Raw genomic sequence first — 13,996 nt, 5'->3', positions numbered from 1 at the left:
CAAGCGACATGTCCCCCGAACAATTCCAACAAAAGCTCTTTAATTGGTTTGATAGCCATGGCCGCAAGGATTTGCCATGGCAACTGGACATTAATCCTTATCGAGTGTGGGTGTCGGAGATTATGTTGCAGCAAACGCAAGTAGTCAGCGTGATTGCATATTTCAATCGCTTCGTCGCCAGATTTCCGACGGTACAAAGCCTGGCAAGCGCAGAACTGGACGAAGTCTTACAATACTGGTCCGGGCTTGGCTATTATGCGCGCGCCAGAAATCTGTACAAAACTGCGCAAATCGTTGCCGGCAATGCCGGCGTATTCCCGCAAACCGTCGCAGAGCTAAGTGCCTTGCCTGGCATCGGCCGCTCCACTGCGGGGGCGATACTCAGCATCGCTTGCGGGCAAAGCCAGCCCATATTGGACGGCAACGTCAAGCGCGTGTTGGCGCGGTTTCATGCCGTGCATGGCTGGCCAGGTGACAATAAAGTGGCTGCGCAGCTTTGGCAAATTAGTCAGCGCTATACGCCGACGCAAAGAACCGGCGACTACACGCAAGCGATGATGGATTTAGGTGCCACGCTCTGCACCCGCAGTAAGCCGCTATGCGAGATCTGCCCCGTTGCAGAAGGCTGTCAGGCTAGGCAGTTGGCCTTAGTAAAACAGTTACCAGGCCCCAAGCCTCGCAAGGACGTACCGGTCAAACAACTATATTTTTTGCTGTTACTAGACAAGGAAAACCGGGTTTTATTGGAAAGGCGGCCACCGACCGGCATTTGGGGTGGGCTATGGAGTCTGCCGGAATTTGACGATCCGCAGGCTTTGCAAGATTGGTGTCTGCAACGCCATTACCAAATGCATGCTTTGCAGACTTTACCAGACCAGCGCCACAGTTTCTCGCATTATCATCTGGACTACACACCGATCCTGGCAAAGTTGGAAAACCCCATAAACAATGTGATGGAAGGCGAGCGGGCGGTTTGGTATAAAACCGCCGAGATTACTACTTTAGGTTTGCCGGCGCCGATCAAGCGTCTGCTGCAACAACATGTCACAGAGGATCAAAATGACGAGAATGATTACATGCGTAAAACTGGGCGTTGAGGCTGAGGGTCTGGATGCGCCACCGTTTCCGGGTGTCAACGGCCAACGCATTTTCGAGCATGTGTCGAAACAGGCCTGGAAGGACTGGTTAGCGATGCAAACCATGATAATTAACGAGCAGCGGCTGTCCAGTTTCGATCCGGCTGCGAAAAAAATATTGGAAGCCGAGCGCGAGAAATTTTTGTTTGCCGGTGGTTTCGAGTTGCCGGAAGGCTATGTGCCGAAAAAATAGTGCCGTTTGGGCTTTAGGCGCTTTGTCAGATGGTTAGTATTTGTAAAGTTGCGTGTATGGCTTTTGTATAGCGTTAATCCGGTTAAAAGGTTGACAAAAACACCGTGACTGGAAAGCTCGGGATGTCTATTAAAACTATCATCCGGAGAAAAATATGAACGCAACTGTAGCACCTCAGATCCATGCCTTGCGCGCAGCTCTCAGCGACCACGTCCTGATGGGTAAAATAGTCGATGTGTTTTATGCAAAAATGCTGGACGACTATCGGATTAACCGCTTCTTCTTTACCCGCCCGGCTGCTGAGCAGGCTGATGCGCTAAAAGCCTATTTGAAAGCTTACTTCAATAGCTTAAATAGTGACGATGATAGAGTATTAGAGGCATTGGATGGGTATTTTACGGCAGCGTTTGCCCGCACCAACGCCAAACCGAGTTTGGTTACCGGCAACGATTTTGCCTTCCTGCTGGATATCGTTGGCGGGCAAGAGATTAGAAGCATCACGTTGTTAACGCCGGCTCATAGTTTTTTGATCAAGCTCGGTCCTGACGATTTCCATTACGACATCGTGATGGAGCATTTGGCCGCCTCTTTAAAGCAATTGAATATCGCCGAAGATTTGGCTTATCAAATCCTGGCTTTGGCGGAGAAAGGTCGAGATGGCTTGTTGGCTAGAGGCGTAGAAGTTAAGAAAGCCGCTTGAATAGCGTTTTAGTGGTTCGGGTTTCGTTCGCTTAGGCATTGCCTAAGCGAACAATCACTAGCTGTCTTCCTTGATCATGGCAACAAGAAAATCTACGAAGCTCTGAATGGCTAAGCCGGTGCCCACTGCGGTTGCCATGTTTGCCAGTAATTTGCTGACAACACCCAAAAGTCTTTCAAGCAGTTTGTGGCCGCCGATAATTTCTATTCCGTACAGCAAAAATTCGCCTAAAAAATGATTGATGACGGCGAGCTTTAGATTTAGCTGGGTTCCCAATAAGCCTTGCGCTAACAAGGTGTGGGTTTCCGCACGTTGCAAGCCGTCTTTTAGCGCCGAAAAGTTTGGGTTAAGCTCAATCCAGGCTTTTTTATAATCGTCGCGAAATTTCGGCTGAAAATACTCGCCGTTATTTATCACCTTCTCTAAAAACTGCTGCAGAGCATCAACGAAATTCAGCAACCTTTTTCTGTCATCTTCGCCAGCCCCAAAGACAAATTTTTCCACTCGCTGTTCCTTCTATATGATGTCGGCGTTCTCACCAAAAAATGGCAGGCTGACGTTTAACTCACTCACGAATTTTGCGTTTAGCAAAATAAGCACTATTTCTTTACATACAGGTCGGTAATCGTTCCCTCTATCATTTCCGCTGCAAACGCAAAGGTTTCCGATAAAGTTGGATGCGGGTGGATGCTGAGGCTAATGTCTGTCGCATCCGCGCCCATTTCCAAAGCCAGCACGGCTTCTGCCACTAATTCTCCGGCACCGGGGCCGGTAAAGCCGGCGCCGAGAATACGGCCGGTGGTTTTGTCGGTCAGGATTTTAGTAATACCTTCGCTGCGGCCCAGTGCCAAAGAGCGGCCACTGGCGGCCCATGGGAATACGGCTTTGTTGAATTCCACGCCTTGCTGCTGCGCCTGGGTTTCGGTTAGGCCCATCCAAGCTACTTCCGGATCGGTGTAAGCGACCGAAGGAATGGTTAGTGCGTCGAAACCGGCTTTGTGCCCGGCAATGACTTCGGCGGCGATTTTGCCTTCGTGCGTGGCTTTGTGGGCCAGCATTGGATTGCCGACGATGTCGCCGATCGCAAAAATATTGCTGACATTGGTACGGCCTTGCTTGTCCACCGGGATGAAGCCACGCTCGTCTACATTGACGCCCGCCTTATCGGCGTCGATCAATTTACCGTTCGGCCGGCGGCCCACCGCCACTAAGACCGCATCGAACACTTCGGATTCCGGTGCGCCTTTGCCTTCCATCGTGACTTTAATGCCGGCATCGGTAGCTTCCATCGCCTTAACGCTGGTTTGTAGCCACAGATTCTCGTACTGCTTTTTGATTTTGCGTTGCAGTGGCGTGACCAAGTCTTTGTCGCAGCCGGGGATAATCTGATCCATCAATTCCACGACACTGATTTTCGAACCCAGCGCATGGTAAACAGTCGCCATTTCCAGGCCGATAATACCGCCGCCGACGATCAATAGTTTTTCCGGTACCGATTTCAGTTCCAGTGCGTCGGTGGAATCCCAAACGCGAGGATCGTCATGCGGAAAGCTGGGGATTTTAGTTGGCTGCGAGCCGGCGGCGATGATGGCATTGTCGAAGGTGACGGTTTGCACGCCGGCCTCGCTGGTCACCGTTAAGCTGTTGGCGGTGGCAAATTTACCCACGCCATGGATTACAGTGACTTTACGTTGCTTGGCCAGTTTGCCCAAGCCTTGATTCAGGCTTTGGCTGACGCTTTGTTTCCAGGCACGAATTTGGTCCAAGTCAATGTTTGGCTTGCCGAAACTGACGCCGTGTTCCGCCATCGCCTCGGCTTCGTGAATAATTTGCGCAGTGTGGAGCAGAGCTTTGGAGGGAATGCAGCCGACATTTAAGCAAACACCGCCTAAAACTGGATAGCGTTCGACCAATACGACTTGCTTCCCCAAATCGGCAGCGCGGAAGGCAGCGGTGTAACCGCCGGGGCCGCCGCCCAGAACCAAAACTTCGGCGTGTGTAACGGAATTAGTCATAGGATTTGTCTCCAGTGAGGATGTCTATTTAGGTTATTTTATCAATTCAAAATCGTCCGGCAGGCTTAAGCCGTCAGTGTAATGCCGGTAATTGTGCATTTATCATGGCCGAATATTCCGCCGTTGGTAATATCGCTTCGGCAATTATTTGTTTTGCTTGCGCGGCTACCGATTGAAGTTCAGTGTTTTCGAGTTGCTTGTTCGCAAGTTTTATCACCGCAATTAATTGATTAATCAACGCAAGGTGGCTACGCCGCTTTTCATTCAACGCTTCTCTATCTAATCCCACAACAGCAATCGTTGCTTTGCCGTAGATATTGCCGTCAATCGCATAGGGAATCTCTTGCCGAAAGCCGATATATTGCCGAGGATCGGTGGCGGAAGGGTTGATTAACAGTGGCTGTTCCAACGTAATGTCGTCGTGGTGGTTAAGTGCTCGCTCCTGCGGGTCCAACAAAGGAAACAGATTTTTCTTAAATTGTTGATTGCATAAGGTGCAGCTCAGTAACAAGTTTTCCCAAGTATAAGGCAACCAATAATAGCCAGGAGCATGAAATTCGTCCTGTTCCGCTTGTTTGTAGCCGCCCTTGGGCCGGTAATGCTCCACATCGCCATAACTAATATGGGAAATTTTCGACTCGCAAAAACAGCACTTGTCACACTGCATTTTTAATAACGCGGTTTTAACGGTGGGATTTCCGTAAATCGCACTATCGAATTTAAATTCGCGTTTGCCAGCATCATAAGCCTCACAAAAAGCCTGTTGTTCAGCTTTACCCTTGTTTTGCAATACGGCGGGTTCCTGGCTGCGCTGGATAAAAATCATCGGACCTATTTCAACAGCTCTGCCGCACGGCGAATAATATTCATCGCGTCAATATCTTCGGGGGTTTCCGCTGTGGGCAGTTCTCCTATTTGACATTCCAGTTCAGACAATTTGGCTTGATCGGTACCGGTCAATTGCGCTTGGCTCAAAATCTGCCGGCGTTGGTTCAACAGGTTTTCATAATGCGGCGAACGGGCGCTGGGCAAATCGAACAAGTCGCTGGTTAATAACTGGTCGATACGCCAACCTTTGACGTCTTGCGGATGTTGATGAATTTTAACCGAGTCGCCTTCGCGCTTAAGCACCACGATATTGGCATTTTCCGCAGCCTGCACGATTAAGGGGCTATGGGCGGTAACAATAAACTGAGTATTGACGAAGCGTTCGCTCAAATAAGCCATGATCGTTCGCTGCCATTTGGGATGCAGATGCAGGTCGATTTCGTCGATCAATACCACCGCAGGTTCGGCGATAGGGTTGGCGCTATTGGGATAATGCTTGAATAACTGTGCGGCCAGATCGACCATCCAGGCGGTCATGGTTTGATAGCCAAGACTGAGCTGAGATAACAACAGCCAGCCGTCGGGTAGATTGAATTCGACCCTGGGGTTTGGCGACTTTTCGCTGGGTGTCGAGATGCGAATATCGCTGACGTCCGGTAATAAAGCAATCAGCGTGTCTTTAATAATCGTCAGACGTTCTTGGTAACTCGCCTGAATCTCGGATGGTTTATTAGCAATATAATCGGTTTGGAGTAGCCATTCTTCGGCATTGATTAAATTGTCTGGTTCATCAATAGGTAGTTCGACATCCCCACCTCCAAAATCAAATTCATATTTCCTAGCTAACCTTCTGCTGGCGGAATAATAAAATATTGATTGGTAGTCAAATATTTCATCAAAATTTTTCTGCCCTTGCATCGTTTCACGAATATGTTGGCCTCGAATAAACGGTTTAAAGGCGTATTCTAGTTGTTGCGATACAACCGAATCCAAGCCATCGCTTTTCCCAAATTGTAAATTCGTATTAGCGGACGAGTTGTTTAACCTAATAAGATTTTTATCTAGCCAAGGTGTACTTTGTTTGATATTCAGCGCATCCAGCAAAGTAGATTTGCCCGTTCCATTTCCCCCCAAAATCACCGTCCACTGCGCCGGCCTAGCGTTGCCATCCGACAAATCCAGTGTCTGTTTCTCGGCAAAACAGCGCACGTTTTCCACCGATAACGACAGGAAATAAACGCCTTGATTGCTAGGATTTTCGGCCATGACTTTGACTATTCGCTATTAAAATGCCGATTTTTAGGAGATTGGGTTAAATAAAAGGATTGATTAGCTGTAAACCGTTTATGTTTAAACCACTAAGCATGTCTTCAGAGTAAATGCTTCGGCAATCGGTTACTATTGCGGAAGCGACCACCAAACTATCCCAATAGGACAAACTGAACGATTCGCGTAATTCGGAGGCCCGGCGTACATCATCCAATGTGACGGTATGTATCGGATAACGTTGCCGGAAATTATCCACGGTTTGTCGAATCTCTTGCTCGGTGTATCCGGCTTTTCGCAGCAGATTGTTGCAGATCTCGTTCACAACTTGAGTGCTAAGCATTACGCCGGGCTGTGCGATAACCTTTAAAGCTTGTTGGTGTTTGGGCGAACTCTCATCCATGAAAGCATAAAGCCAGACGTTGGAATCGACAAAACAGTTAACGCTCATACACCGCTTCGCGTGGCAGCGGCTCGAATGGTTTAACCAAGCGAGGCGCTAATGGCGCTGATTCCTTAAGGTCTTGTTGTTGCCCCGCGTATTTTTGCAACAAAAATTGATAAAAATCCTCCAATTCATGCCTGGCAAAATCCGGTAGTTTCTCTAAATTCAGTGTTTGCATACTGGGCCTCCCAAGAAAATTGATCCTTGCCGTTTACAACAACAAGCGCCGAATGTCGCCCAGATAAGATTTCAATGCTTCCATGAAACGTGCACCCTCGGCGCCGTCTATGACGCGGTGGTCGTAGGTGATGTCCAGCGGCAGCATCAGTTTCGGTTCGAATTCCTTGCCGTTCCACACCGGTTGTACCTTGGAGCGGGTGACGCCCAAAATCGCCACTTCCGGGGCGTTGACGATGGGCGTAAACGCGGTGCCGCCGATGCCGCCCAGGCTGGAGATGGTCATACAGCCGCCTTGCATATCGGCAGGTTTCAATTTGCCGGTTCTGGCCAGTTCGCTTTTTTCGGCTAGCTCGTTGGATAATTGGAAAATACCTTTTTTATCGACATCGCGAATCACCGGCACGACTAAGCCGTTCGGGGTATCCACGGCAATACCGATATGGAAGTAATGTTTGAAGATCAGTTTTTCGCCGTCTGGAGACAATGAGCTATTGAAGGATGGGTATTTTTGCATTGCCGCTACCAGCGCCTTCATGATGAAGATTAGGCCGGTGACTTTAACGGCGTCCTTCGCTAAGCCAGCGTTGACCGATTTGCGGAAGTCTTCCATCGCGTCGATGGCCACTTCGTCGTGATAGGTCACCAGAGGCAGGTTTAACCAGACACGGGTCAGGTTTTGGCCGGTCAGACGCTTGATTTTGCTGAGCGGTTTTTCCTCGATTTCGCCAAATTGGGTGAAATCTACTGCCGGAATGGCCGGTATGCCTGCGCCACCGCTGGTCGAACCTCCGGAGGCCATGACTTGCTTGACGAAGTTTTTCACATCGTCTTGCAGGATACGGCCTTTACGGCCGCTGCCGGTTTGGATTTTGCTCAGGTCCACGCCCAATTCGCGGGCAAACAGTCTGACGCTGGGGGTGGCGTGTGCTTTAAACCCTTCATTGCTACTTGCCACGGGCGCAACAGGCGCTGCGGCTGGTTGGGCAGGTTCTACTTTTGGGGCTTCCGCAACCGGTGCAGGGCTCGGTTCAACTGGGGCAGGTGTTACAGTCTGTGCCGGTTCGGCGGGAACTGCAGCGGCTGCCTCGCCTGCTTCAAGAGTAGCGATCAGTGTGCCTTCGGAGACTTTATCGCCGGGTTTGATATGCACGGTTTTGATGGTGCCGGCCGCGCTGGACGGTAAATCCATCGTCGCTTTGTCGGTCTCCATCACCGCCAGGGTTTGTTCCACCGCGACCACGTCGCCGGGCTTGATCAGCACCTCGACGATGTCGATTTCAGGGACATTGCCGACGTCGGGGACCTTTATTTCAATTACAGAACTCATATGTCGCTTTCCGTTAGATCAACCAAGGGGCGGTTGCGTCAGGGTTGATGTTGTATTTAGCAATGGCTACCTCGACTTTCGCGGCGTCGAACTCGCCGGCTTGCGCCAGGCTGTGCAAGGCGGCAACGGCAACGTGGTATCTGTCCACTTCGAAGAAGCTACGCAGCTTGGCGCGGGTGTCCGAGCGGCCGAAACCGTCAGTACCCAACACCGTGTAAGAGCGATTCACCCAAGGGCGAATTTGTTCGGCAAATGCGCGCATGTAATCGGTAGCGGCGATGATCGGACCCTTGGTGCTATCCAGGCAGTGTTCGATATGCGTGATGCGCGGCTTTTCGGTCGGATGCAAACGGTTCCAGCGCTCGCAGGTTTGGCCGTCGCGAGCCAGCTCGGTAAAGCTTGGGCAGCTCCAGATGTCGGCGTCCACGCCCCAATCATCGTGCAGCAGTTTGGCGGCTTCAATGACTTCGATAAAGATGGTGCCGGAGCCCAGCAATTGCACGCGCGGTTTTTTGCTGTTCGGGCCTTTTTTGAACAAATACATGCCTTTCAGGATGTCGGCCTCCGCGCCTTCCGGCATGGCCGGCTGGTCGTAGTTTTCGTTCATCAAGGTGATGTAGTAAAAGATGTCTTCCTGCTCGACATACATCCGGCGCAAACCGTCCTGAATGATCACCGCCAATTCGCAGGCGAAGGTCGGGTCGTAGGAATAGCAGTTCGGTACTGTGGCGGACATCAGATGGCTGTGGCCGTCTTCATGCTGCAAACCTTCGCCGTTCAAGGTGGTTCTGCCGGCGGTGCCGCCCAGCAGGAAACCGCGGGTACGTTGGTCGGCCGCGGCCCAAATCAGGTCGCCGACCCGTTGGAAACCGAACATCGAGTAATAGATGAAAAAGGGAATCATCGGTACGCCGTGGGTCGAATACGCAGTGCCGGCGGCGATCCAGTCGCACAAACCGCCGGCTTCGTTGATACCCTCCTGTAACACTTGGCCGTGCTTGTCTTCCTTGTAAAACATCAATTGTTCGGCGTCTTGCGGGGTGTAAAGCTGGCCGACTTGCGACCAGATACCCAATTGCCGGAACATGCCTTCCATACCGAAGGTGCGCGACTCGTCCGGGACAATCGGTACTACGCGCTTACCGATTTGTTTGTCCTTGACCAGGATGTTCAAAATGCGCACAAAGGCCATGGTGGTGGAAATCTCGTGACCTTCGCCGGTGCCGTCCAATAGCGCTTTGAAAGCGGATAAGGCCGGTACTTCGAGCGGGTAGGACTTGGCGCGGCGAGCCGGCAGATAACCGCCCAGATCGACGCGGCGTTGGCGCAGGTAATTCAGTTCGGCGGAGTCTTCCGCGAAACGCAGGTAGGGCAGATTGATCAATTCTTCGTCGCTGACCGGCAATTGATAGCGGTCGCGGATGTATTTGATCGATTCCATGCTCATCTTCTTTTGCTGATGGCTGGTGTTTTGCGCTTGTCCTGAGTCGCCCATCCCGTAACCTTTGATGGTTTTAGCCAGAACCACGGTGGGCTGACCGGTATGGTTGACCGCCGCGTTGAAGGCCGCGAAGACTTTGATCGGGTCGTGGCCGCCGCGATTCAATTCCCAGATGTCGCGGTCGGTGTAATCCTTGACTAGTTCCTGCAGTTCGGGGGTGTTGAAGAATTTTTCCCGGACGTAGGCGCCGTCCTTGGATTTGAAGGTTTGGTAATCGCCGTCCACGCATTCCATCATGCGTTTAACCACCAAACCGTCCTTGTCGCGGGACAGAATCGCGTCCCAGCGCCGGCCCCAGATTACTTTGATGACATTCCAGTTGGCGCCGCGGAAGTTGGCTTCCAGTTCCTGAATGATTTTGCCGTTGCCGCGTACCGGGCCGTCCAGACGTTGCAGGTTGCAGTTGACGACGAAAATCAGGTTATCCAGTTTTTCCCGGCCTGCCATGCCGATCGCGCCCAGAGTTTCCGGTTCGTCGGTTTCGCCGTCGCCCAGGAAGGCCCAGACTTTACGGCCTTCGGTGTTGGCAAAGCCGCGGTTTTGCATGTAGCGCATGAAGCGGGCTTGGTAGATTGCCATGATCGGGCCAAGGCCCATCGATACGGTGGGGAATTGCCAGAAGTCCGGCATCAACCACGGGTGCGGGTAAGACGATAAGCCGTTGCCGCCGACTTCTTGTCTAAAGCTGTCCATTTGCTCTTCGCTCAAGCGGCCCAGCAAGAAGGCGTGAGCATAAGTGCCGGGCGCGGAATGACCTTGCGAGAAAATCAGGTCGCCGCCGTGTTTGTCCGAGGGGGCGTTCCAGAAATGATTTTGCCCGACATCGTATAAGGTGACGGCGGAAGCGAAACTGGCGATATGGCCGCCGACATTGGTGTATTTGTTGGCGCGCAACACCATCATCATCGCATTCCAGCGCACGTAAGAGCGGATGGTGCGTTCGATGTCGGTGTTGCCGGGAAATTTGGGTTGCCTATCTATCGGGATGGTGTTGATGTAAGGCGTATTAGCCGAGAACGGAATGTCCATGCCGGCTTGTCTGGCGGTACTGAGCAGGGTTTCAATCAGAAAACTGGCGCGGTCGCCGCCTTCTTTTTCTATCACCGCTTGCAGTGCCTCCATCCATTCTAGGGTTTCAGCAGGATCAATATCGTGTTTGGCGGCAATATCGGTATTGTTGGTCATTACGGAACCTTGGAAAACGTTGGATTAGCTTAAAAAGGATACCCGAAATGGCTGGTTTGAGCATATTTTTTTAGTAATCCGCTGCCGGCAAATCCGGCTAGAATCCAGGTAAAACCTGGGTGTAGCCAAAAAACGCAGCGGTTTAGTTTTTCGAAGCAGGCAAAAGGTTATTGTATGGTCAGAATTGCATTGGATTTAATGAGCTTCAGCCCTTAAGTACAGGTGGCTTTGCAAGCCGACATGACGTAAAATTTGTGCCAGTACTCATTTTTAAGGAAATCCCTATGCGTAATCAACTAGTTAAACCCTTGGTTGCCTTGTTTCTTTCTACGGCAAGCATAGAAGCTAGTGCTGGGCTGGTCAGTTTTACCTCCACTGAGTTCCAGCAAACCCTGGATGGACAGGTTTTTACTTTCTCTATTGATAATGCGCCTTTGGCGGATTTAGTGGCCGGCAGCTTCACTGTCCATGCGCGCGGAGATTACTCTATCAACGCATCTACTGCCAATCCTGAAAACATCGCCGTTACATTCGAAAGTGTGATCAGCAATCTGAAATTCGCTCCTATTGCTCCACCCGTTAACTCTAGTGCTGTCTTTGTCGACGCCAACAATTACAGCACGGTTACAAACGCCGATTTGGTCGAGTGGTCGCGGAGCACGCTGCTACCGGGTGCTTTATTGCAGAGTTGGACACAGGACAACAAAATTCTTATCACCTTGGCGCTGTCACCTGATGTGACCGCGGACTTGAATGCGGGGCAAGGCAGCAACCCTTTTGTCCAAGCCACTATTACGTATACGACTTCGGCAGTACCTTTGCCGGCCGCAACATGGCTGTTTTTGTCTGGTCTGATTGGTATGGTAGGCTACGGAAAACAGCGCAAAGCAGCGCAAAGCAGATTAAAGCTTGTTCCCAGACAACAAAAAGCCGGCTTATGCCGGCTTTTTTTGTTGCGAAATGCGCTTGATTAATGAATAACGCTATCGGGGTGTTGCAAATCAGGCAGCACACTGCTGATGCCAGTATTGAGCAATGCGCCGGTATCGACGGTAAAGCTACCAACGCCGGTGCTATCGCCATCACCATCTGTTGCACTAAAACCAAACTGTAATTGCAGGTTTTGTGGCGCTACGCTGGTATATTGCAGGCCTCCCACCGCGAGTTTGCCAAAATTGACCTGGATTTCCAGCCTGTCGTATCCACCAACCACATTAATCGGATCCGTAAGCCCACCTCCAGCAGGCGTGCTAAATACAACCGTTCCAGTATCAACTTGGGTTAGCCCCCTATAAGCTGTCCAGCTAAAAACATCCAAAGCACTACCAACATCGGCTTCATTGAGTTGTACCGAGTTTACTAATTGCGGAGATGTAATATCGAAACCGCCGACAGTACCAAACCTGTAGGTTATTACTTCCGATGCATCCAAAAATCTATCACCCACACCGACGTCATTGTTTGCTGAGTCGATAAACAGGTTGCTGCCCTCAACAAGCAGAGAATTCCCTACAGCAACTTTTCCGGCACCGAAAGCCAGCGCGGCGCTGCCAAAATCTAGCGTGGTGCTCGGCGCAGCAGGCAAATCCAAAACATCGTGCAATTCCAATTTGTACGCACCATCTACGGCGCCGTTAACTGTCGGCAGCAGCGAAAATACCATGCGGTCAGCGCTGAGGTCGGCAAATGTGGTCGTCAGGGCACCGTTATCGACAAAAGCATAAAGTTCTTGTAACTGGTCGCCGTTGCTATCGACAATCAAATAAGAAATACCGTCTGCTCGAGACGTTAACGCCCCATTATTGTTTGTCAAATTTACACCACCGGCACTCCCAAAGCCGTCAAAACCCAGATCGTAATCAATCAAGCCCGTTAATGTTTGACCTGCGGCATCTTGTAAATTCCCGTTGCTGTTTTTGACGAAGGGCGCATCATCAAACACGTTCGCACTAAACGTCGTATTCGCGACCCTTCCGTCCTGATCGGTTAACGTCGCGGAAAATGTAAAGCCAATAGCTGGCGATTCCGGTGCGCCTGTGTTTATGTGGGTCAAAGCGTTTAGCAAGGTAAAGGTGTAACTGTCATTGTTCACAACTACCTGATAAGAACCGTCGCTGGCTGTCAGGGTTTGCGTAGCGGCGTCCCAGGTTGCCCCGCTGGCCGACAAGACAACCGATGTTGGTGCTTGGCCGTTAATACGCAGAGTGCCGGTCTCGGCAGGGGGTAAGCTAGCGTCACTTTCGTCCACGATGACGTCGCTGACAGTGACAGTAGGCACGTAAACAATGCTGACTTCGGCGGGATTGGACTCCAGGCCCAAATCATCCTCGACGGTGTAGGTGATCAGAGTCGGATTGCCGGTAAAACCGGGGGTTGGCGTAAAAGTGATGGAGCCTGTAGTCGTGTCGACAGTCCAAATACCCTGGCCAGGCACAACTAGTGGTTGACCGGGTCCGTTACTGCCGACGATTTGCACGCTGGCGGGGTTGAGCGTGCCATCCGGGTCATTGTCGTTGCCCAGCACGTTGATCGTAACACTGCTGCCGGGTGTTAAGCCTGTAACGCTGTCATTGCCTGCAATCGGCGGCTGGTTGCCGGAGGTTGCAGCGGCCTGCTCCGGATTCAAAATCAAAACTTCCGGCACAATCGGCGGAAATGCGACATTGGGACCGGTGGTATCGAAACCATTCGTGACCGGTGCTACAGGGTTGAGATATTCGACGATAACCGGCACATGGCCTTCGTTACCTGCCCCAGGCGCGCCTCCTGCTGCCGGCGCACCGCCAGCGGCAGTCGCTTCAGCTATTGTGGTTGGATCGGCGCCGGCCAGTAAGGCCGCCTGAATATCTTCCGCGCTGGGACCGGCGGGTGTAGGATTCTGGACGATCTGAGCCGGCTCGCCTTGTTCCTGCAGCGCTGCAGCAAGCTGCATGCTGTCGTTGCCGCCCATATCAATAAACGAGCCATTGGCAAGTTGTATCATCACCGTGCTGCCGTCGGCAGTGGTCAAAAGATCGGTTGGATAAACGCGGTCGCCGACCTGCAAAATACGTTTACTGCCGTCGGCGGCAATGGCGGTAACGGTGCCAGTTGCGATTTTAACGATGCCGATTTCTTTGGCCATGCTTTGCTCCGAAGTTTATTCCAAATAAATAACGTGATTTTGTGACCGAATAATAAGCTAATTTGAACAAGTTAACATAGTACCTTGGTTCGAAAT

13 protein-coding genes are annotated in these 13,996 nt (G+C 51.4%); 4 read left to right on the top strand and 9 right to left on the bottom strand.

The window, feature by feature from the left end; all coding sequences use genetic code 11:
- Window positions 1–8: 8 nt before the first annotated feature.
- From mutY to DDY07_RS18030, 3 genes are all read left to right on the top strand, one after another.
- On the top strand, window positions 9–1,097 hold the full coding sequence (gene mutY / locus DDY07_RS18040; RefSeq protein ID WP_171696882.1) for an A/G-specific adenine glycosylase: 1,089 nt from the start codon (window positions 9–11) through the stop codon (window positions 1,095–1,097).
- Window positions 1,060–1,329, top strand: a complete 270-nt coding sequence (locus DDY07_RS18035) for an oxidative damage protection protein (protein WP_033158252.1) — start codon at window positions 1,060–1,062, stop codon at window positions 1,327–1,329. The genes mutY and DDY07_RS18035 overlap by 38 nt, the downstream gene beginning before the upstream one ends.
- A gap of 154 nt (window positions 1,330–1,483) precedes the next feature.
- Window positions 1,484–2,029 carry a hypothetical protein gene (locus DDY07_RS18030; protein WP_101053919.1) on the top strand — a complete coding sequence of 182 codons (546 nt, stop codon included), beginning with the start codon at window positions 1,484–1,486 and terminating at the stop codon, window positions 2,027–2,029.
- A gap of 57 nt (window positions 2,030–2,086) precedes the next feature.
- On the opposite strand, the gene DDY07_RS18025 is transcribed toward DDY07_RS18030, so the two are convergent.
- From DDY07_RS18025 to aceE, 8 genes are all read right to left on the bottom strand, one after another.
- Complete coding sequence (locus DDY07_RS18025; RefSeq protein ID WP_033158250.1) at window positions 2,087–2,533, bottom strand: hypothetical protein; 447 nt, start codon at window positions 2,531–2,533, stop codon at window positions 2,087–2,089.
- A 95-nt stretch (window positions 2,534–2,628) separates the two neighbouring features.
- Window positions 2,629–4,044 carry a dihydrolipoyl dehydrogenase gene (lpdA, locus tag DDY07_RS18020; RefSeq protein ID WP_033158249.1) on the bottom strand — a complete coding sequence of 472 codons (1,416 nt, stop codon included), beginning with the start codon at window positions 4,042–4,044 and terminating at the stop codon, window positions 2,629–2,631.
- 73 nt (window positions 4,045–4,117) lie between these two features.
- On the bottom strand, window positions 4,118–4,870 hold the full coding sequence (locus DDY07_RS18015) for a hypothetical protein (protein WP_051670268.1): 753 nt from the start codon (window positions 4,868–4,870) through the stop codon (window positions 4,118–4,120).
- Window positions 4,871–4,875: 5 nt separating this feature from the next.
- Entirely contained in the window at window positions 4,876–6,138 is a 1,263-nt protein-coding gene (locus DDY07_RS18010) for an AAA family ATPase (protein WP_033158248.1), read from the bottom strand.
- A 46-nt stretch (window positions 6,139–6,184) separates the two neighbouring features.
- Window positions 6,185–6,589: a PIN domain-containing protein gene (locus DDY07_RS18005; RefSeq protein ID WP_171696881.1), complete on the bottom strand. Its 405-nt coding sequence runs from the start codon at window positions 6,587–6,589 to the stop codon at window positions 6,185–6,187.
- Window positions 6,579–6,761, bottom strand: a complete 183-nt coding sequence (locus tag DDY07_RS18000; RefSeq protein WP_033158246.1) for a hypothetical protein — start codon at window positions 6,759–6,761, stop codon at window positions 6,579–6,581. The genes DDY07_RS18005 and DDY07_RS18000 overlap by 11 nt, the downstream gene beginning before the upstream one ends.
- A 33-nt stretch (window positions 6,762–6,794) precedes the next feature.
- Window positions 6,795–8,090: a 2-oxo acid dehydrogenase subunit E2 gene (locus tag DDY07_RS17995; RefSeq protein ID WP_033158245.1), complete on the bottom strand. Its 1,296-nt coding sequence runs from the start codon at window positions 8,088–8,090 to the stop codon at window positions 6,795–6,797.
- A 13-nt stretch (window positions 8,091–8,103) separates the two neighbouring features.
- On the bottom strand, window positions 8,104–10,776 hold the full coding sequence (gene aceE / locus DDY07_RS17990) for a pyruvate dehydrogenase (acetyl-transferring), homodimeric type (protein ID WP_033158244.1): 2,673 nt from the start codon (window positions 10,774–10,776) through the stop codon (window positions 8,104–8,106).
- Window positions 10,777–11,060: 284 nt separating this feature from the next.
- Here aceE and DDY07_RS23910 point away from each other — a divergent pair, with 284 nt between their 5' ends.
- Window positions 11,061–11,750: a VPLPA-CTERM sorting domain-containing protein gene (locus DDY07_RS23910; protein ID WP_216614774.1), complete on the top strand. Its 690-nt coding sequence runs from the start codon at window positions 11,061–11,063 to the stop codon at window positions 11,748–11,750.
- On the opposite strand, the gene DDY07_RS17980 is transcribed toward DDY07_RS23910, so the two are convergent.
- Window positions 11,747–13,900, bottom strand: coding sequence for a retention module-containing protein (locus tag DDY07_RS17980; protein ID WP_171696880.1), 2,154 nt, complete (start codon window positions 13,898–13,900; stop codon window positions 11,747–11,749). The two genes, DDY07_RS23910 and DDY07_RS17980, sit on opposite strands and share 4 nt — an antisense overlap.
- Between the last annotated feature and the right edge of the window lie 96 nt (window positions 13,901–13,996).

Origin of the sequence: Methylomonas sp. ZR1 (genome assembly GCF_013141865.1) — a bacterium.
In the GTDB taxonomy this organism is placed as follows: domain Bacteria; phylum Pseudomonadota; class Gammaproteobacteria; order Methylococcales; family Methylomonadaceae; genus Methylomonas.
The sequence above is the reverse complement of the archived record's forward strand: the minus strand, read 5'-3'. Positions and strand labels throughout refer to the sequence as shown.

What these genes read in the sequence shown, in the direction of transcription:
- DDY07_RS17980 (WP_171696880.1), bottom strand. Translation starts at nt 13,900, where the DNA reads ATGGCCAAAGAAATCGGCATCGTTAAAATCGCAACTGGCACCGTTACC.
- DDY07_RS23910 (WP_216614774.1), top strand. Translation starts at nt 11,061, where the DNA reads ATGCGTAATCAACTAGTTAAACCCTTGGTTGCCTTGTTTCTTTCTACG.
- DDY07_RS17995 (WP_033158245.1), bottom strand. Translation starts at nt 8,090, where the DNA reads ATGAGTTCTGTAATTGAAATAAAGGTCCCCGACGTCGGCAATGTCCCT.
- DDY07_RS18010 (WP_033158248.1), bottom strand. Translation starts at nt 6,138, where the DNA reads ATGGCCGAAAATCCTAGCAATCAAGGCGTTTATTTCCTGTCGTTATCG.
- lpdA (WP_033158249.1), bottom strand. Translation starts at nt 4,044, where the DNA reads ATGACTAATTCCGTTACACACGCCGAAGTTTTGGTTCTGGGCGGCGGC.
- DDY07_RS18015 (WP_051670268.1), bottom strand. Translation starts at nt 4,870, where the DNA reads ATGATTTTTATCCAGCGCAGCCAGGAACCCGCCGTATTGCAAAACAAG.
- aceE (WP_033158244.1), bottom strand. Translation starts at nt 10,776, where the DNA reads ATGACCAACAATACCGATATTGCCGCCAAACACGATATTGATCCTGCT.
- DDY07_RS18030 (WP_101053919.1), top strand. Translation starts at nt 1,484, where the DNA reads ATGAACGCAACTGTAGCACCTCAGATCCATGCCTTGCGCGCAGCTCTC.
- DDY07_RS18035 (WP_033158252.1), top strand. Translation starts at nt 1,060, where the DNA reads ATGACGAGAATGATTACATGCGTAAAACTGGGCGTTGAGGCTGAGGGT.
- mutY (WP_171696882.1), top strand. Translation starts at nt 9, where the DNA reads ATGTCCCCCGAACAATTCCAACAAAAGCTCTTTAATTGGTTTGATAGC.
- DDY07_RS18000 (WP_033158246.1), bottom strand. Translation starts at nt 6,761, where the DNA reads ATGCAAACACTGAATTTAGAGAAACTACCGGATTTTGCCAGGCATGAA.
- DDY07_RS18005 (WP_171696881.1), bottom strand. Translation starts at nt 6,589, where the DNA reads ATGAGCGTTAACTGTTTTGTCGATTCCAACGTCTGGCTTTATGCTTTC.